17 protein-coding genes are annotated in these 21,595 nt (G+C 73.1%); 2 read left to right on the top strand and 15 right to left on the bottom strand.

The window, feature by feature from the left end; all coding sequences use genetic code 11:
* Positions 1 to 165: 165 nt before the first annotated feature.
* From obgE to CXR04_RS25120, 8 genes are all read right to left on the bottom strand, one after another.
* Positions 166 to 1,611, bottom strand: coding sequence for a GTPase ObgE (obgE, locus tag CXR04_RS25155; RefSeq protein WP_101424545.1), 1,446 nt, complete (start codon positions 1,609 to 1,611; stop codon positions 166 to 168).
* 200 nt (positions 1,612 to 1,811) lie between these two features.
* Positions 1,812 to 2,069 (bottom strand): 50S ribosomal protein L27, encoded by a 258-nt coding sequence (gene rpmA, locus CXR04_RS25150; protein WP_101424544.1) that lies wholly within the window; start codon positions 2,067 to 2,069, stop codon positions 1,812 to 1,814.
* A gap of 13 nt (positions 2,070 to 2,082) precedes the next feature.
* Complete coding sequence (gene rplU / locus CXR04_RS25145; protein WP_101424543.1) at positions 2,083 to 2,406, bottom strand: 50S ribosomal protein L21; 324 nt, start codon at positions 2,404 to 2,406, stop codon at positions 2,083 to 2,085.
* Positions 2,407 to 2,599: 193 nt separating this feature from the next.
* Positions 2,600 to 3,949, bottom strand: a complete 1,350-nt coding sequence (locus CXR04_RS25140) for a phospholipase D-like domain-containing protein (protein ID WP_101424542.1) — start codon at positions 3,947 to 3,949, stop codon at positions 2,600 to 2,602.
* Between the two features lie 199 nt (positions 3,950 to 4,148).
* Positions 4,149 to 8,456 carry a ribonuclease E/G gene (locus tag CXR04_RS25135; protein ID WP_234380472.1) on the bottom strand — a complete coding sequence of 1,436 codons (4,308 nt, stop codon included), beginning with the start codon at positions 8,454 to 8,456 and terminating at the stop codon, positions 4,149 to 4,151.
* A gap of 223 nt (positions 8,457 to 8,679) precedes the next feature.
* The gene (locus CXR04_RS25130; protein ID WP_101424541.1) at positions 8,680 to 9,462 is read right to left on the bottom strand and encodes a TIGR03936 family radical SAM-associated protein; all 783 of its coding nucleotides are present in this window, start codon (positions 9,460 to 9,462) and stop codon (positions 8,680 to 8,682) included.
* 181 nt (positions 9,463 to 9,643) lie between these two features.
* Positions 9,644 to 10,585 (bottom strand): hypothetical protein, encoded by a 942-nt coding sequence (locus CXR04_RS25125; protein WP_101424540.1) that lies wholly within the window; start codon positions 10,583 to 10,585, stop codon positions 9,644 to 9,646.
* A gap of 38 nt (positions 10,586 to 10,623) precedes the next feature.
* Positions 10,624 to 11,178, bottom strand: coding sequence for a GNAT family N-acetyltransferase (locus CXR04_RS25120; RefSeq protein WP_234380471.1), 555 nt, complete (start codon positions 11,176 to 11,178; stop codon positions 10,624 to 10,626).
* A gap of 176 nt (positions 11,179 to 11,354) precedes the next feature.
* On the opposite strand from CXR04_RS25120, the gene CXR04_RS25115 reads away from it, so the two are divergent.
* Positions 11,355 to 11,816, top strand: coding sequence for a hypothetical protein (locus CXR04_RS25115; RefSeq protein WP_101426588.1), 462 nt, complete (start codon positions 11,355 to 11,357; stop codon positions 11,814 to 11,816).
* A 182-nt stretch (positions 11,817 to 11,998) separates the two neighbouring features.
* Here the strand turns inward: CXR04_RS25115 and CXR04_RS25110 are convergent, their stop codons facing one another.
* From CXR04_RS25110 to CXR04_RS25095, 4 genes are all read right to left on the bottom strand, one after another.
* Entirely contained in the window at positions 11,999 to 12,412 is a 414-nt protein-coding gene (locus CXR04_RS25110) for a rodlin (protein WP_101424538.1), read from the bottom strand.
* A 128-nt stretch (positions 12,413 to 12,540) separates the two neighbouring features.
* Positions 12,541 to 12,852: a hypothetical protein gene (locus CXR04_RS25105; protein ID WP_101424537.1), complete on the bottom strand. Its 312-nt coding sequence runs from the start codon at positions 12,850 to 12,852 to the stop codon at positions 12,541 to 12,543.
* 322 nt (positions 12,853 to 13,174) lie between these two features.
* Positions 13,175 to 15,142, bottom strand: coding sequence for a TIGR03960 family B12-binding radical SAM protein (locus CXR04_RS25100; RefSeq protein ID WP_101424536.1), 1,968 nt, complete (start codon positions 15,140 to 15,142; stop codon positions 13,175 to 13,177).
* A 92-nt stretch (positions 15,143 to 15,234) separates the two neighbouring features.
* The gene (locus CXR04_RS25095; RefSeq protein WP_101424535.1) at positions 15,235 to 16,869 is read right to left on the bottom strand and encodes a CYTH and CHAD domain-containing protein; all 1,635 of its coding nucleotides are present in this window, start codon (positions 16,867 to 16,869) and stop codon (positions 15,235 to 15,237) included.
* Positions 16,870 to 16,997: 128 nt separating this feature from the next.
* On the opposite strand from CXR04_RS25095, the gene CXR04_RS25090 reads away from it, so the two are divergent.
* Positions 16,998 to 17,555, top strand: a complete 558-nt coding sequence (locus CXR04_RS25090; protein ID WP_101424534.1) for a DoxX family protein — start codon at positions 16,998 to 17,000, stop codon at positions 17,553 to 17,555.
* A gap of 53 nt (positions 17,556 to 17,608) precedes the next feature.
* Here CXR04_RS25090 and rodA read toward each other — a convergent pair whose 3' ends face one another.
* Genes rodA through mreD form a run of 3 tightly spaced genes read right to left on the bottom strand, consistent with a single transcriptional unit; the run spans position 17,609 to position 21,593 of the window.
* Positions 17,609 to 18,808, bottom strand: a complete 1,200-nt coding sequence (gene rodA / locus CXR04_RS25085; protein ID WP_101424533.1) for a rod shape-determining protein RodA — start codon at positions 18,806 to 18,808, stop codon at positions 17,609 to 17,611.
* The gene (gene mrdA / locus CXR04_RS25080) at positions 18,805 to 20,877 is read right to left on the bottom strand and encodes a penicillin-binding protein 2 (protein ID WP_101424532.1); all 2,073 of its coding nucleotides are present in this window, start codon (positions 20,875 to 20,877) and stop codon (positions 18,805 to 18,807) included. The genes rodA and mrdA overlap by 4 nt, the downstream gene beginning before the upstream one ends.
* On the bottom strand, positions 20,874 to 21,593 hold the full coding sequence (gene mreD, locus CXR04_RS25075; protein WP_101424531.1) for a rod shape-determining protein MreD: 720 nt from the start codon (positions 21,591 to 21,593) through the stop codon (positions 20,874 to 20,876). Before mreD ends, mrdA begins: the two co-directional genes overlap by 4 nt.
* Positions 21,594 to 21,595: the final 2 nt, after the last annotated feature.

The following is a 21,595-nucleotide window of genomic DNA, read 5'->3' as shown; positions in this document are numbered from 1 at the left end:
CCCGGTGACGGACGAGCCCGTCGACGCGATCGCGGAGGCGGCCGCCGACCCGGACGCAGATCCGGATCCGGTGCCGTGAACGGCGGCGGCCCGCGGGAGCACATCCCGCGGGCCGCCGCCGTCGTTCGTCCAAGGCCGGGTCCCGGTCCGGGCCGGGGGGCCGGGTCAGGCGAAGGGGTCGAAGTCCTCGTACTCCTCCTCCGCCCGCTCCGCGTCCCGCTCACGCCGGCGCTGCGCGGCCGGCCGCGGGGCGTCGAAGCGGTGGTCCTCGCCGCGCCGCCCCAGCATCTCCGCGCCGGAGGCCATGGCCGGCTCCCAGTCGAAGACGACGGCGTCCTCGCCGGTGCCGATCACGACGTCGTCGCCGGGCGTCGCCCCGGCCTTGCGGAGCCGGTCCTCGACGCCGAGCCGGGTGAGCCGGTCGCCGAGGTAGCCGACGGCCTCGTCGTTGCCGAAGTCGGTCTGGCGCACCCAGCGCTCCGGCTTCTCGCCGGTGATACGGAACAGCGCCCCGTCCGCGTCGCCGCCCTCGCGGGCGACGGAGAAGCCCGCCTCGTCGACGGCCTGCGGGCGGATGACGATGCGCGTGGACTCCTGCTTGGGCCGCGCCGCGCGCGCCTCGCCGACGATCCCGGCGAGCCCGTACGACAGCTCCTTCAGGCCCGTACGCGCGACCGCCGAGACCTCGTAGACCGTGAAGCCGCGCGCTTCGAGGTCCGGCCGGACCATCTCGGCGAGGTCGTGGCCGTCCGGGATGTCGATCTTGTTGAGGACCACCACGCGCGGCCGGTCGTCCAGCCCGCCGTACGCGCGCAGCTCCTCCTCGATGACGTCGAGGTCGCTGACCGGGTCGCGGTCGGACTCCAGGGTCGCGGTGTCCAGCACGTGCACGAGCACCGAGCAGCGCTCGACGTGCCGCAGGAACTCCAGGCCGAGACCGCGGCCCTCGCTGGCGCCCGGGATCAGGCCGGGGACGTCGGCGATCGTGTACGTCACGGCGCCGGCGGTGACGACGCCGAGGTTGGGCACCAGGGTGGTGAAGGGATAGTCGGCGATCTTGGGCTTGGCCGCCGACAGCACGCTGATCAGGGACGACTTGCCCGCGCTCGGGTAGCCGACGAGCGCGACGTCGGCGACGGTCTTCAGCTCCAGCACCACGTCGCGCGCGGTGCCCGGCTCGCCGAGCAGCGCGAAGCCGGGGGCCTTGCGGCGCTGGGAGGCGAGCGCCGCGTTGCCGAGGCCGCCGCGGCCGCCCTGGGCGGCGACGAAGGTCGTGCCGTGCCCGACGAGGTCCGCGAGCACCTCGCCGTCCTTGGTGAGGACGACCGTGCCGTCCGGCACCGGCAGGACGAGGTCCTTGCCGTTGGCGCCCGCGCGGTCGCCGCCCTCGCCCGGCTTGCCGTTGGTGGCCTTGCGGTGGGGGGTGTGGTGGTAGTCGATCAGGGTGGTGACGTTCTGGTCGACGGTGAGGATGACGTCACCGCCGTGACCGCCGTTGCCGCCGTCGGGGCCGCCGAGCGGCCGGAACTTCTCGCGGTGTACGGAGGCGCAGCCGTGTCCCCCGTTGCCCGCGGCCACGTGCAGGGGGACGCGGTCCACGAAGGTGGTCATGAGGGTGTGCCTCCCGGCGTTGAGGTGCGATCGGAGGTCGTTCGGTGTCGTACGGAACGGTCGTGCCGTACGGGACGAGCGTGCCCTACGACGTCATGGGAACGCGCCGAGGGCGGCCCGGCTTCCCCGCACGTCGTCCGTGGCACGTGCGGAGCGGCGGACCGCCCTCGGATCAGGTGTGTGGTGTCCGGAGCCGGTGCTTACTCGGCGGCCGGGACGATGTTCACGACCTTGCGGCCGCGGCTGGTGCCGAACTGGACCGAGCCGGGGATCAGCGCGAACAGCGTGTCGTCGCCGCCGCGGCCCACGCCCGTGCCCGGGTGGAACTTGGTGCCGCGCTGCCGGATGATGATCTCGCCGGCGCCGACGGCCTGACCGCCGAAGCGCTTGACGCCGAGCCGCTGGGCGTTGGAGTCGCGACCGTTCCGAGTGGACGATGCGCCCTTCTTGTGTGCCATCTCTCCTCAGTCCTTACTTCGCGGCCGGCGCGGGGATCTGGGTGATCTTCAGCGCGGTGTGCAACTGACGGTGACCGATCCGCTTGCGGTAACCGGTCTTGTTCTTGTACTTCAGGATGTCGATCTTGTCGCCCTTGTGGTGGTCCACCACCTCGGCCTGGACCTTCACCCCGTCCAGGACCCAGGGGTCGCTGGTCACGGTCTCGCCGTCGACGACGAGCAGGGTGGAGAGCTCGACGCTGTCGCCGACACTCTTGCTGGCCAACCGGTCTACCTCGATGACGTCGCCCACAGAAACCTTCTGCTGGCGGCCGCCGGTGCGCACGATCGCGTACACGCGCTTCAGCTCTCTTCCTCAGTCGCGACGGAGACCCCTGATGCCAGCCGCTCGGCCGGGACGCATGGGATGAGCGGCCTCTCCCGCCGCTCACGAGGAGACTGCGGGAGGGAGTTGCTCAGGAGCCTGGCGTGCCATACAGACACGCCGACGCTCCAGATTACGGGCCCCTTGACCGCCTGGTCAAACCGGTCTACCGGAGGGGACGCTCGCCGTCCTGGGGCAGCGACTTCACGCCCTGGCACAGGTTCGTCTTGTCCGCCGTCCCGGGCCACGCAACATCCCGCACCGAGGTGTAGTGGCCGAGGTACGTGTCGTGCACGGGGTCGCTGTCGATCTTGACGACGGCCTCGTCGTTCTCGCGCAGAGCGGGGCCGGTGAAGTTCTGCGAGCCGGTGAAGACCAGCTTGTCCCGGGAGCCGGCGTACATGCCGTCGATCAGCACGTACTTGTTGTGCACGATGTACGGCGTGGTCAGCTTCTGGCCCGGGTTCTGCGGGTCGCGGTCGTCGTTGTAGCAGCGCAGCGAGGGCCCGCCGGAGGCGTGCAGCACCTCCCAGGTGCCGCGGGTGCCGCCCTGGCTCTTCGCGCTGTCGGACTCGGCGTAGACGAGGCTGACGCCGCAGCCCGCCTTCTTCAGCGCCACGAGCTTGTCGGCGATCGCCTTGCGGGTGATCTTGAAGATCGCGACCCGGACCAGGGTGCGCTGGGTCACTCCGGCGGGGTCCTTGTACGTGCACCGCACGTTGTCGAGGACGGCGTGGATCGTGTCCGTGCTGTTGGTGGTGCCGGCCCGGGGGAAGAAGTACGCCTTGTAGAGGCCGTTGTTGGCGGTCACCGCGCGGTAGCGCCAGGTCGACCACTGGGCGCCGACCATGTCGCGGAAGTACTCCGCGTACGCCCCGTACATCGCCGGGTTGTCCGGCAGCAGCAGCGCGTCGTTGAAGAACTTCGTGTGCGCGGAAGGGGTGGAGTTGGAGGTGGTCTGGACGACGACGTTCCGGGCACCCTCGACCTCCGAGAAGAGCCAGAACTTGTTGTGCATGATCGACGCCCCGAACTTCGGGTCGCCGAGGCAGGACTTGTCGACCGGGCAGAGCCTGACGAACGACCCCGCCGTCGTGCTGGTGCCGAGCGCCGCCTTCAGGCTCGCGTACATGGTGTTGTCCGGCCGGTCGCTGCGGCTCGACTCGTCCAGCAGCACCTGCACGTTCACGCCGCGCGCGCGGGCGCGTACGAGCGCGTCCACGACCGGCTGCTCCCAGATGTGGTAGACCGCCACCTTGATCACCGAGCCGGGGACCGCCGCGTCGGTCAGCTCGATCAGCCGGGTGCGGATCGCGTGCTGCTCGTCCACGGTGCCCAGCGGGTCGTTGAAGATCGGCCCCTCGATCCACACCCGCGGCTCCGCGGCCGCGCCGCCCGCGCTGCTCACGGCGTGCGCGCCGGCCGCGGACAGGACGGTGGCCAGCGCGACGGCCTGGCGCGCGCCCTTGCGCGGCGAGACGGCACGGTGGCGCCCGGTGGGCTTGAACACGGACATGGAAGAAAGACCCCCTGGGGTGCACGGCTGCCTGCTGCCTCGACTGCCGTGCGGTGGGGGCGCCCGCGCGTTCGAGTGCGGTGTATCCAAACCGGCGCCGGGAGCCATGTCAAGCGAGCGGACAAAGGGGGACAGAAAGCCCCTCGCCCCGCCGGCGGACCGGCGGGGCGAGGGGCGTACGACAGGCGCGCGGGCGGCCTCAGTCCTCCGTGGTGACGGAGACCGAGGGCGGGGAGCCCTGCTCGGCCGCGGCGGTCTTCTTGACCGACTTCTTCGCCGACTTCTTCGCCGTGGCCTTCGTCGCCGTCTTGGTGGCGGCGGACTTGGTCGCGGCCTTCTTCGCGGTGGTCTTCGCCGTCTTCTTGGCCGCGGCCTTCTTCGCCGTGGCCTTCTTGGCGGAGGCGCGCTTGGCGGCGGTCTTCTTACGGGCCCGGGGCTTCTCCGCGGCCTCCGCCTCCGCGGCGGCCGTCTCCGGTGCCGCCGCGGGCTCCACGGCCGCCACGGGGGCCGCAGCCGGCTCCGCGGCCGCGGGCTCCGCCGGCTGCGGCGCGCCGCCCGGCGACATCGCCTTGCGGGTCACCCGCCGCCGCGTACGGGCCGGCCGTACCGCCTCCGCGGGCTCGCCGGCCTCCGGCCGCTCCACCTCGACGGGCTCGGCGGCCGCCGGCTCCGCGGGCGCGGCCTTGGCCGCCGCCGCCTCGCCGCCCTGGACTTCCCTGACGTCCTTCGCTGCTTCCTTGCCTTCCTTGCCTTCCTTGCCCTTCTTCTTCCGCTTGCCGCCGCCGGCCCCGGCCGCCGTGGCCTGGTCCATGTGCACGATCACGCCCCGCCCGTTGCAGTGCGCGCACGGCTCGGAGAACGACTCCAGCAGGCCCTGCCCGACCCGCTTGCGGGTCATCTGCACCAGGCCCAGCGACGTCACCTCCGCGACCTGGTGCTTCGTCCGGTCGCGGCCCAGGCACTCCAGCAGCCTGCGCAGCACCAGGTCCCGGTTGGACTCCAGCACCATGTCGATGAAGTCGATCACGATGATGCCGCCGAGGTCCCGCAGCCGGAGCTGCCGCACGATCTCCTCGGCCGCCTCCAGGTTGTTCCTGGTGACCGTCTCCTCCAGGTTCCCGCCCTGGCCGGTGAACTTGCCGGTGTTGACGTCGACCACGACCATCGCCTCGGTCCTGTCGATCACCAGCGAACCGCCCGACGGCAGCCACACCTTGCGGTCCAGCGCCTTCATCAGTTGCTCGTCGATCCGGTACGTGGCGAAGACGTCCACCTCGGACGTCCACTTCGACAGCCGCTCCACGAGGTCGGGTGCCACGTGCGAGACGTAGCCCTGGATGGTGTCCCACCCCTTCGCGCCGCTGACGATGACCTTGGAGAAGTCCTCGTTGAAGATGTCGCGGACGACGCGGACGGTCATGTCCGGCTCGCCGTACAGCAGCGTGGGCGCGTTCCCGCTCTTCGCCTTCTTGCGGATGTCCTCCCACTGCTTCTGCAGCCGCTCCACGTCCCGGCGCAGCTCGTCCTCGCTGGCGCCCTCGGCGGCCGTACGGACGATGACGCCCGCGTCCTCGGGGACGATCTTCTTGAGGATGGTCTTCAGCCGGGCCCGCTCGGTGTCGGGCAGCTTGCGGCTGATGCCGGTCATCGAGCCCTCGGGCACGTACACGAGGTAGCGCCCCGGCAGCGAGACCTGACTGGTCAGGCGGGCGCCCTTGTGGCCGATGGGGTCCTTGGTGACCTGGACCAGGACGGACTGGCCGGACTTCAGCGCGTGCTCGATGCGGCGGGGGCTGTGGGCGAGGCCGAGGGCCTCGAAGTTGACCTCGCCGGCGTAGAGGACGGCGTTGCGGCCCTTGCCGATGTCGACGAACGCGGCCTCCATGGAGGGCAGGACGTTCTGCACCTTGCCGAGGTAGACGTTGCCGACGTACGACGCCGACTGCTCCTTGTTGACGTAGTGCTCGACGAGGACGTTGTCCTCCAGCACGCCGATCTGCGTACGGTCGCCCTGCTGGCGCACCACCATCACGCGCTCCACCGCCTCGCGGCGGGCCAGGAACTCGGCCTCGGTGATGATCGGCACCCGCCGCCGGCCCTGCTCGCGGCCCTCGCGGCGGCGCTGCTTCTTGGCCTCCAGCCGGGTGGAGCCCTTGATGGACTGCACCTCGTCGCTGGGCTCGGACTTGGCGCGGGGCTCGCGGACCTTGACAACGGTGCGCTCCGGGTCGTCGGGCGCCCCCTCGGAGCCTTCCGCGCCCTCGGTACGGCGCCGCCGGCGGCGGCGCCTGCGGCTGCTGGTGCTGGAGGAGCCACCCCGGGCGCGCTCGCCGTCCTCGGCCTCGTCCTCCGCGGCTTCGGCGTCGGCCTCGCGGGCGTCCGCACCGTCCTCGGCGGCCTCGTCGCCGCGATCGCCGTCCTCGGCGCCCTCGCCGCGGCGCCTGCGCCGCCCACCGCGGCGGCGCCGGCGGCGGCCGCGGTCGTCCCCGTCCTCCTCCTGCTCGTCGCGGTCCTCGGCGGCGCCGTCCTCGGTCTCGCCGATCACCTCGGTCCCGGTTTCCGCCCCGGCCCCGGTCTCCTCGACGTCCTCGGGCTCCTCGGCCTCCTCGGGCCCCACCGCCGCCTCGGCGGCGGCGCGCTGCGGGGTCTGGAACGCGGGCTCGGTGAAGACGGGCGCCTGGAACAGCGCGAGCGGCGCGGCACCGAAGCCGGGCGCCTGCTCGCCGCCGTCGGAGAACTGCCCGGCGGTGTCGTCAGCGGCCGGCTCGGCGGCGGCAGCAGCGCGGCGGGTGCGCCGGCGGGGCGCGGCGTCGGGCTCGGCGGCGGCCTCGGCGGGCGCGGGCTGCTCGCCCGTCGCGGGCTCGCCCGCGGCGGCGGCCCTGCGGGTACGGCGGCGGGGGGCGGCGGACTCGGTCTCGGCGGCCTCCTCGGCGGCCGCGCCGGCGGCCCGGCGGGTACGGCGGCGGGTGGTGCCGGAGTCGGCGGGCGCCTCCTCGGCGACCGGCTCGGCGGCGGTGCCGGCCTCGGCGGCGGACTCGCCCGCCGGGGCGGTCGCGCGGCGGCTGCGGCGACGGCCGGTGCCGGAGTCCGCGGGGGTCTCGTCGGCGGCCTCCGCGGAGGTGCTCGCGGCGTCGGCGGCCGGCTCGCCCGCCGGAGCGGTCACGCGGCGGCTGCGGCGGCGGGGGGCGGCGGGCCCGGCCTCGGCAGCGGCCTCGGCAGCGGGCTCGGCAGCGGGCTCGGTCTCGGTCTCGGCGGCGGCGGGCGCCGGGGCTTCCGCGGCGGGCTCGACGTGGGTCGGCTCGCCCGCGGGCGCCGTGACCCGGCGGGACCTGCGGCGCCGGGTGCCCGCGGCGGGCTCGGCGGCGTCCTCGGCGGCGGGCGCGGCGGTGGTCTGGTCGCCGGGCGCGGCGTCGGCCGCGGTCTCCGCGGCGTCGGCGGCCTCGGCGTCGGTCTTGCGGCGGCGTACGCGACGGGTGCGCGGTGCCGGCTCCTCGTCGGCCGCCGAGGTCTCGGCGGGCGCGGTCTGGGCGGCGTCGGCGGCCGGTTCCACGGCCTCCGGGGTACCGGCGCTGCGTACGACCCGGCGGCGCTTGCGCCCCTTCGGGGCGGCGTCGGCGTCCGGCTCCGGCCTGGCGTCGGCGGCGGGGCCGGTCCCGGCCTCCGTCTCCGCCTGCGGCGCGGCCTCGTCGGCCTGTTCCGGTGCCGCCGGCTGCGCCGCGGCCTCCGTGCCGGTGGCCGGGGTGCCCGCCGTGCGGGTCACCCGGCGGCGCTTGCGGCGCGGGCCGGAATCGGCGGAAGAGTCGGCGCCGTCGGCCTCTGTTTCGTTGTCGGCCACGGTGTGGGCTCCCTCGTTGGTGCTGTCATGGTGGTCTGTGGTGGTGGCGGCGTCACCGGCCGCGGCGGGCTGCGGTACGGACTCGGCGGCGGCCGCCGCCTGCGGCGTCCCCGCGTCCCGTACGACCCGCCGCCTCCGCGGCGGCGCGGCCTCGGCGGCCGGCTCCCCGCCGGCTACGGGCACCGTGTGCCCGGACGCCGCGGGCCCGGGCTGCTCGCCCACCGGCACCACGACGGTGTCCGGTGCGGCAGCCTCCGGCGTGCCGGCGTCGCGTACGACCCTGCGCCGCGAACGCCTCGCCGGCGCGGCGGCCGCGGTGCCGGAACCCGGCTCCGCCGCCGCCGTCCCGGCGGTGATCTCGCTGTCCACGGCCGCGGGCGACCCGGCGGCCTCGACTACGTCCTCTACCGGCTCGGCGAGCACGGACCCGGGCGCGCCCGGGTCCGCCGGCTCTCCGGCGGGCTCATACGTCAGTGCCGGCCCCGGTTCTCCGGTGGTCGGCTCCGTCGCTCTCTGCGGCACCTCCCCCGCCGACTCCGCCGCCGCACGCCGGCGGCGGAAGGGCAGGCGGTCGCTGGGGGTGTCGAGCGGGCCGCCGACGGCGGCTCCGGCATCGCCGGTGATGCCCCCGGAAGGCGACTGCGCTTCCGTAGGCTCAATCGGTTCGAGCATGCGGGCGGTTCTCCCGTCACGCCCCCGGGCGCCACCCCCCGTACGGCGGCGGCGCCCGTGCCGTGCACAGGGCCACCGCCCGGGACGTATGCGCCGCGCGAGGGCTCTTGTCTCGCTCGCCGGACCCGCCCTCCTCGGGCGGACCGGCGAAAGTCTGCTGGTCCATGCGCCTGCCGGGTCCGGGGTGGCTCCCTCGTCCACCGGCGGCGCTTCGACACCGTCCCTACCCGGTGCCGTCCCCTGCCGTGGGCGGGGTTCCGTTCGCGACCTGCGGTGTGGCGGCGAGGGCCGTGGCATCGTCGCGGTCCGGCGCGAGCGGATCGGTCACCGTGCCGGTCTCCGCGTCGAGCGGCCCCTGCGCCAGCCTGGTCACCGCTGCCGGGACCGGCGGCGCCAGGTCAGCCGCGACTCGCAGGCCGGACAGGACGTCGTCGGGTCGTACGGCAGGTGTCAGGTGCCGCACTACCAGCCGCAGTATCGCACAAGGACCCGCCTGCGGCCTATCGCCCCCGGCCGGGAGCACGTCGAGCGCGGCCACCGCGCCGCGCGTGTCGAAGGTCCTCATCCCCTTTTTCGTCTGCCGTTCCACCTCGACCGTCTCCGCGGCGAGGAAGGCGCGGACCGCCTCCTGCGCCGTGGCGGGCGGCACGCCGTCGAGCCGCAGCTCCCACACCGAAGCCCCCAGCCGGTCGGCGAGTCCCGGAGCGCGGGCCTCGACGGCGTCGACGACGTCGAGCCCGGTGGGCAGGGACTCGTCGAGCAGCGCGCGCAGCAGCTCCGGGTCGCGGGCCTCGGTGAGCGCGATCTCCAAGTACTCGGCTTCGCTCGCCGTCCCCGTGGGGGCCGCGTTCGCGTACGAGACCTTGGGGTGGGGGGTGAATCCCGCGGAGTACGCCATGGGCACCTCGGCCCGGCGCAGCGCCCGCTCGAAGGCGCGCTGGAAGTCGCGGTGGCTGTTGAACCGGAGGCGGCCGCGCTTGGTGTAGCGGAGTCGGATGCGCTGCACCGCGGGTGCGGGCGGCGGGCCTTCGGGCTGTCGCTTGCCCAGAGTCGTTCAGTCCTTCGTCCGTGAGCTTGTCCTGCCCCCAGGGTACGTGCCCGCTTTTCCGGCGGCTCCGCTCAGTCGGCCTTTCATCTACGTCGTACGGCCGCCGCGTTGGCCGCCGGTGCCGCCGCGGAGCGGGCGGTCAGCGGTGCCCGGGCCCGTGCTTGCCCAGGTCCACGGCGGGCGCGGGGGTGTCCGCCGGCGCCGGTCCCGGCGGGCGCCGCGCCGCCTCGGGAGCGGGATTCCGCGGGCCGCCGAAGAGCGCGGCGCGCAGTTCCAGGCGGGTGCGGCGGGCCGTGGCACGCGCCGCCGCGAAGGCGTCCCTGACGGTGCGCCAGGCGCTGCGGACGGTCCGGCCCAGGGGGCGGGCGGTGGCGTTCCAGAACCAGCGGGTGATGCGCCCGGCGATGGGCCAGACGGGGGCGATCACGTAGCGCCAGAGGAGGAGGAAGGGGACGAGGAGCATGTGCAGCACCCGGCCGACCGCGGTGAGGAGCATGCGGAGCACCCAGAGGAGGCCCCTGCCGAGGGGCTTCAGGACGTACGACCAGAGCAGCGACAGCGGCGCCACCACCAGCCGGTCCCACGCCCACACCAGCCCCGCCGCCGTGGCGTCGATCGCGGCGGCGATCCAGCGGCCGACGGGGCGCAGGACGTAGCGGTGGAGTGCGATCGCGGGGACGACGACGAGGTGGTGCAGCAGCCACCGCAGGCCGTGTCCGGTGGGGGTCATGAGGTTCGCGTACAGCCAGGCGGCCGGCGTCACGACCAGCCACCGCCACACCCACGCCACGGGGGCGACGACCACCCACCGCCAGACCCACGCAACGCCACGGCCCAGCGGCGTCAGCACCCTGTGGTACAGCCAGACCGCGGGCCAGGCCACCAGGCGCTCCGCCAACCACAGAAGCACCGTGCCGAGCCCCTTCAGGGCGGCCACGAGCACGTCCCACACCGCCCGGACGGGCACCACGAGGATCAGCACCACCCAGCGGACCGGGGCGGCGAGACAGCCCCCGCCGGCCGCGTCGACGCCCGGCGCCTTCGGTCCGTACCGTTCCCGCTCCCGGGCCACAGCCCTCATCCCCCTCGCCCCCCGCGCGGACGCGCCCCCGTGCGCCGCTACTCCTTCGCCTCCGCCGTGGCGACCCAGTACCGCAGCTTGAGCCCCCGCCGGTCCTCGAACACGCCCCCGTTGGCCTCGATGACCTTCCGCGACGCGACATTGTCGTGGTCGCAGGTCACCAGCACCTCCGCGAGGCCCAGACCGCGGGCCACGGGCAGCGCGTCGCGCAGCATAGCGGTGGCGTGGCCGCGGCGGCGGGCGGTGGGGCGGACGTCGTAGCCGATGTGCCCGCCCTGGTCCCGCAGCCAGCCGGTGAGCGAGTGCCGGATGGCGATCCGGCCGAGGTAGGCGTCCCCGTCCACGTACCAGAGCGTGGTGCAGTGCACCCAGCCGGGGCGGATCATCGGGATCGTCTCGTCCGCCTCGGCGCGCAGCCCCGCGACGTACGAGGCGAAGACCGCGGGGTCGTGCCAGCGCCGGCGCCAGCGGCGCAGGTCCTGGCCGATGGACGTGTCGTCGCCGACCGCGCCCCTGCCCTCGGCCTCGAACTCCTTCATCGCCCCGGCGAAGGAGGCGCGGAATCGAATGTGGGGGGTGGTCAGTTGCGGCATCGACCCATGCTTACGGGGTTCGGAGGGCCGCGGCAACCGGATAACCGGAGGTCACAGCGTATTCACAAATCAGTTGAGGCGGATGCGCACGGTGAGGCGCAAAGGAGAATTTCCGGTAATCAAGGGGTTTGTGGAAGAGTGACACTGAAACTGTCGTTTCCTCACTGGTGGTGACCATGGGCCAGCACGCCTCCCGATTCCCCTCCCGTACGCATCGCGCCCTGCTGCGCGCCGGCCTGATCGCGGCGGCGGCCGGCTCCGCGCTCGGGGCCGGCGGAGCCGCGGGGGCGGCCGCGGCACCCGCGGACGCCCCGACGAGCACGGCGCTGGACCCCCTCGGCAAGCTGAAGGTCGGCGAGGACAACAAGATCGAGACCGACCAGGTCGCCGCGGCGCTGGCCGGCGCCGCCCAGGGCCTGGACACGAGCAGGCAGACGGCGTTCGGGCCGCTGGCGGCCCTCCCGCTCAACCCGCTGGCCAAGACCGGCTCCGACCCGCTGGACAACTCGGTGAGCACCGCGGTCGGCGAGGGCGGTCCGCCGGTGAGCACGGCGGCGGTCACCGGGCCGCTGGCCGAGGGCGCGTCGCTGGGCGAGCTGCCCACGGCCGGCCCGGTGGTCTCGGGCCTCGTCGGCTGAGCACAGCCGGACGGAAGCCTGGTGCGGACGGCCCGCGGAGTTCGCTCCGCGGGCCGTCCGCGTGCGCCGTGGGCGGTGTCCCGCGTACGTGACCGCCGCACCCGCTCCGCACAAGGCCCCGGCCCGGGGCGAGTACGACTCGCCCCGGGCCGGGTACCGGGATTCCCCGTGTGGTGCGGGACTCAGCCGGCTTCGTTGCCCGCGCCGTTGCCCGAGAGGATCGGGAAGTCTTCCAGCAGGTGGGACAGCGGGGCGTCGCCCTGGTCCGCGCTGGAGTTCTTGGCGCAGGTCTGGTTCTGGTTCTGGCTCAGGATCTCGTCCACGCCGACGGCGGCCGGGATCGGGCCGATGTGCTTCACGTTCTTCGCGACCTGCGGCAGCGCGATGCAGGGCTCGTTGAGCGAGCCGTTCACCAGGCTCATGTTCGGGCTCATGTAGCCGCCCGTCTCGGTGTTGCCGTAGGCCTGCGTCGAGCCGTTGCCGTTGGCGTACGGGCCGTCACCGGTGTCGTCGGCGGCCAGCGCCTGCGGGGCGGCCAGCGCCGAGGCGCCGAGCATGGTGACGGCAACCGCCGCGGTCTTCAGGTACTTCTTCATGATGTTCTTTCCTTTTCCACCTGAGGGAACAACGATGCGGGCACGCTGTACAACTCCGCACCCTTGAGTGAGTTATCCGGAACCGCCCGTTCGGACGATCGGATTGTGTCCGGAGCGAAACCGACCGCTCAGGAGCCGCGCCGCGACTCCGCGCCGGCGGGCGCCAGGGTGTTCTGTGGCAGGGCGCCCCGGATGACGTCGTGCGCCGCTTCGTCGACCGGCCGGGTGAGCTCCCGGACCGCCGGTCCGTCGACCGGCAGGCTGTGCTGCACCAGCTCGGTCCCGGGCCGGTTGACCAGACCCTCCACGGCCTGCTGGGCCGCGGCGTCCAGACTCAGGTCCGGGCTGGTGAGCCCGGGGTCGACTGCGCCCGCCGGGCCGGCAGTGCCGAGTGCCAGGGCGGCACCGCACAGGACCACGGCAGACTTGACGTACTTCACTTGGCATCCTTTCCGCCACGGAGTCTTCGGGCGAATTCCTTACCGTCGGAGCGACGGCCGTTCTCCCGAAGCCCCACCTTCGTTATTCGAAACGAGGGCGGCGCGCCGACGACACGGCGCGCGGAATAATCGCGTACAAGTCCCCCGTGCGGAGCAATGATGCGATTGTCGGCGTTACCCCGGAAAAGCGGCGGCGGAATGCCACGAAATGCCGGTGTGCGCGGGCACGGAAAAGCCCCGGACCGGCGTTCAGGCCCGGGGCTCACCCGTTTTATCGCCCGCGCGTGCGGGTCTCGCCAGCCGGCCCGAAGGCCGGCCCGCGTCAATCCGAGTTTCCGCCCGTCCGGCCGTCGACCACGCTCAGCGGCAGCAGCTTCTTGCCCGTCGGGCCGATCTGGATCTCCGTGTCGAGCTGCGGGCACACGCCGCAGTCGAAACAGGGCGTCCAGCGGCAGTCCTCGACCTCGGTCTCGTCGAGCGCGTCCTGCCAGTCCTCCCAGAGCCAGTCCTTGTCCAGGCCGGAGTCCAGGTGGTCCCAGGGCAGGACCTCCTCGTAGGAGCGCTCGCGGGTCGTGTACCAGTCGAGGTCCACGCCGTGCGCCGGGAGGGCCTTCTCGGCGCAGCGCATCCAGCGCTCGTACGAGAAGTGCTCCCGCCAGCCGTCGAAGCGGCCGCCGTCCTCGTAGACCGCGCGGATGACGTCGCCGACGCGGCGGTCGCCGCGGGAGAGCAGGCCCTCGACGATGCCGGGCTTGCCGTCGTGGTAGCGGAAGCCGATGGCGCGGCCGTGCCGCTTGTCGGCGCGGATGCGGTCGCGCAACTGCTCAAGACGGGCGTCGGTGTCCTCGGCGGAGAGCTGCGGGGCCCACTGGAAGGGCGTGTGCGGCTTGGGCACGAAGCCGCCGATGGAGACGGTGCAGCGGATGTCGTTGGATCCCGCGACCTCGCGGCCCTTGGCGATGACCTTGGCCGCCATGTCCGCGATCTGCACGACGTCCTCGTCGGTCTCGGTCGGCAGCCCGCACATGAAGTAGAGCTTGACCTGCCGCCAGCCGTTGCCGTACGCGGTGGCGACGGTGCGGATCAGGTCCTCCTCCGAGACCATCTTGTTGATGACCTTGCGGATGCGCTCCGTGGCGCCCTCGGGGGCGAAGGTCAGGCCGGAGCGGCGGCCGTTGCGCGTCAGCTCGTTGGCCAGGTCGATGTTGAAGGCGTCGACCCGGGTGGAGGGCAGCGACAGGCCGACCTTGTCCTCCTCGTAGCGGTCGGCGAGGCCCTTGGCGACATCGCCGATCTCGCTGTGGTCGGCCGACGACAGCGACAGCAGGCCGACCTCCTCGAACCCGGTGGCCTTCAGCCCCCTGTCGACCATCTCGCCGATGCCCGTGATGCTGCGCTCCCGTACCGGCCGGGTGATCATGCCGGCCTGGCAGAAGCGGCAGCCGCGGGTGCAGCCGCGGAAGATCTCCACGCTCATCCGCTCGTGCACGGTCTCGGCCATCGGCACCAGCGGCTGCTTCGGGTACGGCCACTCGTCGAGGTCCATGACGGTGTGCTTGGAGACCCGCCACGGCACGCCGGAGCGGTTCGGTACGACCCGGGCGATGCGGCCGTCGGGCAGGTACTCCACGTCGTAGAACGACGGGACGTACACCCCGCCCGTCTTCGCCAGCCGCAGCAGCAGTTCCTCGCGCCCGCCCGGGCAGCCCTCGGCCTTCCACGCCTTGACGATGTCGGTCATCGTCAGCACGGCCTGCTCGCCGTCGCCGATCACCGCGCAGTCCACGAAGGCGGCGACCGGCTCCGGGTTGAACGCGGCGTGCCCGCCGGCGACGACGATCGGGTCGTCGTCGCCGCGGTCGGCGGCGGCCAGCGGGATGCCGGCGAGATCGAGGGCGGTCAGCAGGTTGGTGTAGCCCAGCTCGGTGGAGAAGGAGACGCCGAACAGGTCGAAGGCGCGCACGGGGCGGTGGCTGTCCACGGTGAACTGCGGCACGTCGTGCGTGCGCATCAGCTCCTCCAGGTCCGGCCACACGCTGTACGTGCGCTCCGCGAGCGTGTCCGCACGCTCGTTCAGCACCTCGTAGAGGATCATGACGCCCTGGTTGGGCAGTCCGACCTCGTACGCGTCCGGGTACATCAGCGCCCAGTGGACGTCGACCGCGTCCCAGTCCTTGACGGTGGAGTTCAGCTCACCGCCGACGTACTGGATCGGCTTCTGGACGTGCGGGAGGAGGGCTTCCAGGCGGGGGAAGACCGACTCGACGGTGGGTGCGGGCACGGCAGTCATCGGGAAAGCTGTCCTCGGCGGTCCTGTGGTACACGTACGCGGGTGACCATTCAGCGTAGCGCGCGCCCCGCGCGTGCCCCTCTTCGCGCTGGTCAGAGATGTTTCTGCGACAGCCGCGGGAGCCGGTCGCGCAGTTCCGCCGCGCGCGCCTCCTCGCGCGCGTAGAGGACGCCGTACGTGAACGAGGGCTCCCCCGCGGCCTGCGCCTGCACCGCGATCTCGCGCAACGCGGATCGCGCCAGCACGCCGTCCTGGTAGTCGCCGAGCAGTTCCTGGACCTCGCGCATCAGCGACGTGACGGTCTTGGCCTCCCGGCCCAGGGCGGGGCGGGCGACCTCGGCGGCGTAGCGGGTGCGCTTGGCGGCCTTGCGGGTCTCGTGGATGGCGGTGTCGCGGTCGGGGCCCGGCGCGAGGTCGAAGGTCTCCTGGAGGGAGCCGGCGAAGCGCCGGTACTGGCGGTCGACAGCCTTGCGCAGGACGGGCTCCGCGGGGCGGTCGGCGGCGGTGCGCAGCGGCGGGTCGGTGAGGATGCCGTCGAGGGCGTCGAGCAGGGCGAGGTAGCGGCGGCCGTCGAGCACGGCGACGATACGGCGCCGGGAGCCGGTGCGGCGGGCGGCGGACCAGGTGCGCAGCCGGCCGCGGACGGGGCCGAGGACGAGCGGGCGCTCCAGTTCCGCGAGGCCGGCGTGGATGCGCTCGGTGAGCACCTCGCGGTCGCGGTCGACGCCGAGTTCACCGGCCAGCCAGCGCAGCTCCGCGGAGACCGGGTCGGTGACGGTGCGGTCGAGCACGGCGCGGTAGCTGCGGAAGGTACTGCGCAGCCGGCGGCTGGCGACGCGCATCTGGTGGACGGCGTCGGGCTGGTCGCGGCGGACGGCGGGGTCGAGTTCGACGACGGCGGTGATCTGGGTGCGTACGTAGTCGAGGACGAGGTCGCCGGCGGGGCGGGCGGCGGGCTCGGGGGGCTTCTTGCCGGCGGCCTTCTTCTCGTCCGCCTTCTTGCCCGCGCCCTTCTTGCCCGCCTTCTTCTTGTCCGCGCTCTTCTTCTTGCCCTCCTTGCCGTCTTTCGGCTTCTTGCCGTTCTTCTTGGCGCTCTTCTTGTCGTTCTTCGGCTTCTTCTCGTCCGTCTCCGCCAGCGCCCGCGCCAGCTTCGACGCCGCCGCGGAGCGCCGCAGCCCCGCCCCGGTCAGCGCCGCGTCCACCGCGTCCAGCACCTCCGGGTCTCCCCCGGCACTCAGCTCGGCCTCCACCTCGGCCCACCGCGCCGTCGCCCCCGTCTCCGGGCGCTCCGCGGTCACCCGGTCGACGGAGACCTCGGCGACCGGTTCGCCGTCCGCGTCGAGCAGTTGGTGGACGTCCCGCTCCGTGCGGATGCGGACGACGGGCGCCAGCTCGGCGTCGCGCGTACGGGAGCGGACGAGGGCCGCGAGGCGGCGCGGGATGCCCTCGCCGAGCGGGGCGCGGATCTCGTCGCGTACGCCCGCCGCCACCGGCAGCTTCAGATGCCAGCCCGCGTCGTCGCCGCCCGTGCGGCGGCGCAGGGTGATGCCGTCGGCCGCCAGCCGGCGGGCGGCGGTGTCGTAGTAGACGGCGTCGAGCAGGGCGGTGCCCTGGTCGATCACCGAGGCGACGCCGTCGACGCCCGTCAGGTCCGGCAGCGGGGGCAGTCCCCGGGTGCCCGCCGTGGCCTCGTACTTCCGCTCGATCTCGCGCACCGTGTCCACCATGAATCGAATTTAGCCGCGGATGGGCGATTGGTCATGAGGTGCGCGGGGCCGGATCGCGGGAATGTGCCGGGTGGCGGGGGTCCCGGGGGTGTCCTAGCGTCGCGCCTGGAACGACAAGGAGCTCGCCCATGGCCCAGACGCGCACCATCCCCGCCATCAGCTACGCCGAGGACATCGACGAGGGCGTGACCGGCGTGGACGCCGGGCTGCTGGTGCTGCGGGCGGTGGTCGGCGTGATCCTGGCGGGGCACGGGGCGCAGAAGCTCCTCGGCTGGTTCGACGGGCCGGGGTTCGACTCGACGGCGGCGACGCTGGCCGGGGCCGGCTACCCCTCCGGGCGGACGATGACGTGGGTGCTGGGGCTGAGCGAGATCGTCGGCGGGTTCGCGCTGGTGGTCGGCTTCCTCACCTCGTTGGCGGCCGCAGCGGTGATCGGCGTGATGATCAACGCGGTCGCCCTCAAGTGGGGCTACGACTGGAGCGGCCCGATCGCGGCGACGGATCCGCGGGGCATCGAGTACGAATTCCTGCTCGGCGCCGCGGGCGTGGCGCTGGCGCTGACCGGGGCAGGGCTGGTCTCCGTGGACGGTGCGCTGGGGCGCGGCGGGCGGCTCGCTCCGGGGGTGGCCGCGGTGCTGCTGGGGGTGGCGGCGGGGGTGGGCGTGCTGTTCCTGCGGCGGCTGTAGCGCGGGCGGGCCCCGGCTGCGCAGCGCCGGGGCCCCACCTCGTCACAGCGCTCTCAGGCGGACAGGGGCCGCTGCGCCTTGATGGACTGCAGCAGTCCCACGGCGATCCACACCGCGAACATCGACGAGCCGCCGTAGCTGACGAACGGCAGCGGCAGACCCGCCACCGGCATGATGCCGAGCGTCATCCCGATGTTCTCGAACGCCTGGAACGCGAACCACGCCACCACGCCGGCGGCCACGATCGTGCCGTACAGGTCGCTGGCGTCCCGCGCGATCCGGCACGCGCGCCACAGCATCACGCCGAGCAGCACCAGGATGAGCCCCGCGCCGACGAAGCCCAGCTCCTCGCCCGCGACCGTGAAGATGAAGTCGGTCTGCTGCTCGGGCACGAACTGGCCGGTGGTCTGGCTGCCTTCGCCCAGGCCCTTGCCGGTCGCGCCGCCGGAGCCGATGGCGATACGGGCCTGGTTGGTGTTGTAGCCGACGCCCGCCGGGTCGAGCGCCGGGTTGGCGAAGGCGGCGAAGCGGGCGACCTGGTACTCGTCGAGCATGCCCAGCGAGACGATCAGCGCCGCGCCGCTGACGCCCGCCAGCACCAGCCCCAGCACCCAGCGGTTCGACGCGCCCGAGGCGAGCAGCACGCCCAGCACGATCGACGTCAGCACCATCGCCGAACCGAGGTCCGGCATCAGCACGACGATCCCGATGGGCACCGCCGCAAGGCCGAGGGCCTGGACGACGGAGCGGTGGTCGGGGTGCTCGCGGTCGCCCGCGTCGACCCGGGCGGCGAGGATCATCGCCATCCCCAGGATGATCGTGATCTTGGTGAACTCGGCCGGCTGGACCGTGAAGCCGCCGCCGAGGTCGAGCCAGGCGCGGGAGCCGTTGATGGTGCTGCCCAGCGGGCTGAGCACCATCGCGACGAGCACCAGCGACAGCCCGTACAGCACCGGCACCACCCCGCGCAGCGTGCGGTGGCCAAGCCAGACGGTGGCGGCCATCAGCGCGATGCCGACGGTGGTGAAGATCGCGTGCCTTATCACGAAGAAGTACGGGTCGCCGCCGGTGAGGTCGTCGCGGTTACGGGTCGCCGACCAGACCAGCGCCGTGCCCATGACGGACAGCGCGAGCCCGGAGAACATCAGCATCCAGTCGACCCGGCGCACCAGCGAGTCGCGCGCGGTCAGCCTGCCCCACGTGCCCAGCTCGGGGGTGAAGCGCCGGACCGAGTACCCCTCTGCGGCCGTCATCGCGCCTCGATCCTGCCGTCCGGCGAGATCTTCGGCAGCTTCTTCTCCGGCTCGGGCAGCAGCGCCTTCTTCTTGTCGCCGACGCCGTAGAGCGCGTCGTAGACGGCGCGGACCGCGGGCGCCGAGGCGCCGGAGCCGGTGCCGCCCTGGGACATGGTCATGACGATCGCGTAGTCCTCGGTGTACGTCGCGAACCACGACGTCGTCTGCTTGCCGTAGACCTCGGCGGTGCCGGTCTTCGCGTGCATCGGGATCTCGTTCTGCGGCCAGCCGCCGAAGCGCCAGGCGGCGGTGCCGCGGGTGGCGACGCCCGCGAGGGCCTCGTCCATGGCGACGCGCGTCTCCTTGTCCATCGGCAGCTTGCCGTGCGCCTTCGGCTCGATCACGTCGACCTTCTTGCCGTCGGCGCTGACGATGGCCTTGCCGACGGTCGGCTGGTAGAGCGTGCCGCCGTTGGCGAGGGCCGCGTACATCGTCGCCATCTGTATCGGGGTGACGAGCGTGTCGCCCTGGCCGATGGAGTAGTTGACGGAGTCACCGGCACGCATCTGCATGCCCTCCCGGCAGTTCTCGTACGCGATGCGCTCGGCGTAGGCGCCGTCCTTCTCGCCCTGCTTGCACCAGGCGTCCTTGTTGGCCCGCCAGTAGTCCTTCTTCCACTGCCGGTCGGGCACCCGGCCGGTGACCTCGTTGGGCAGGTCGACGCCGGTCTCCGCACCGAGGCCGAACTGGTGGGCGGTCTTGTAGAACCAGTCGTCGGGCTTCTTCTTCGGCTTGATCCCGCCGTCGTTCTGCCACTCCTGGTGCGCGAGCCGGTAGTAGACCGTGTCGCAGGAGACCTCCAGCGCGCGGCCGAGGCCGATGGCGCCGTAGCTCTGCGACTCGAAGTTCTTGAAGACCTGGCCGCCGATGCTGTAGTCGCTGCTGCACTCGTAGCTGCCGTCGAAGTCGTACCCGGCGTTGACCGCGGCCGCCGTCGGGATCGGCTTGAAGATCGAGCCGGGGGCCGACTGGCCCTGGATCGCCCGGTTGAGCAGCGGGTAGTTGGCCTTCTTGCCGGTGAGCCTCTTGTACGTGCCGGAGTCGATGCCGCCGACCCAGTCGTTCGGGTCGTACGACGGGTTGGACGCCATGGCGACGATGCGGCCGGTGTCGGCCTCCATCACCACCATCGCGCCGGAGTCCGCCTTGTAGTTCGTGCCGGTGTTGTCGTCGAACTCGGTGCGGGCCTTCTCCATCGCCTTCTCCAGCTCCACCTCGGCCAGCGCCTGCACCCGCGAGTCGACGCTCGTGACCAGGTTGGAGCCGGGTACGCCCGGCTGCTTGTCGGCCTCTCCTATCACCCGGCCGAGCTTGTCGACGCGGTAGCTCGTCACCCCGGCCTGGCCGCGCAGCTCGGAGTCGTAGGAGCGCTCCAGGCCCGAGCGGCCGATCTGGTCGGTGCGCAGCAGCGGGTTGTCGCTGTCCTCGGCACCGGCGATCTCCTCGTCGGTGACCGGGGAGAGGTAGCCGAGCACCTGGGCGGTGTTCGCGTCGTTCGGCGAGCCGTAGCGGCGGACGGCGCTGGGCTCCGCGGTGATGCCGGGGAACTCCTCGGCGCGCTCACGGATCTGCAGCGCCTGGCGGGCCGTGGCCTCGTCGGTGATGGGGATGGGCTGGTACGGGGAGCCGTTCCAGCAGGGTTTGGGGGTCTTGGCGTCGCAGAGCCGGACCCGCTCCATGACGGTGTCGGGGTCCATGCCGAGCACGTCGGCGAGCTTGGTCAGTATCGCCTCGCCGTCGTCGTCCATCTTCATCAGGTCGGTGCGGCTGGCGGAGACCACGAGGCGGGTCTCGTTGTCGGCCAGCGGTTCGCCGCGGGAGTCGAGGATGGAGCCGCGTACGGCGGGCTCGATGACCTGCTGCACGTGGTTGCCCGCGGCCTCCGCCTCGTACTCGTCGCCGTTGCGGATCTGGAGGTACCACAGCCGGCCGCCGAGCGTGAGCAGCAGCGAGAGGACGAGGACCTGGATGCCGACGAGCCGGACGGTGACCCGGGTGGACTTGCCGGTCTCCGGGATGTTGGTCACAGCCGCTTCACCCCTTTGATGCGGGTGGCCTTGGCGGACTTGGACTTGGGGCCGAACAGGTTGCCCCGCTGCCGGCCGATGCCGCCGCGGCCGTAGGAGCGGGCGCGCTTGACGGCGGTGCGGCTGGCCGTGCCGCCGGCCAGCCAGCGGTACGAGGAGTCGCCGGCGGCCGAGCCGCCGGCGGCGGTCTCGGCGGCCTCCGCGGTCGTGTCCCGGTCGGCCTTGCGGGCCAGCGCCATCACCAGCGGCACGGTGAACGGGGCGAGCAGCAGGTCGTAGATCGCGGCGGTGAAGACCAGGCTGCCCAGGCCCACGCCGCGCACCGAGCCCTCGCCGACGAGGGCGCCGACGCCCGCGTACAGCAGCGTGGAGCCGACGGCGGCGCAGCCGACGACCATCATCGGGCCCGCGGCGGTGCGCACCTGGCCGGTCTCCGGCTTGACGAGCCCGGCGAGGTAGCCGATGACGGCGAGCACGAGGGCGTAGCGGCCCACGGCGTGGTCGGCGGGCGGCGCGATGTCGGCGAGCAGGCCGGCGGTGAAGCCGACGAGGGCGCCGCCGACGTGCCCGTAGACCATCGCGAGGGCGAGGACGACGAGGAGCGTCAGATCGGGTACGGCACCGGGCAGATGGAGCCGGGCGAGCACGGTGACCTGGAAGACGAGGGCGGTCACCAGCAGCGAGGCGCAGAGCAGGACGCGGTTCACGTGCCTCATGC

The organism is Streptomyces sp. CMB-StM0423 (assembly GCF_002847285.1).
Lineage (GTDB): Bacteria > Actinomycetota > Actinomycetes > Streptomycetales > Streptomycetaceae > Streptomyces.
The sequence above is the reverse complement of the archived record's forward strand: the minus strand, read 5'-3'. Positions and strand labels throughout refer to the sequence as shown.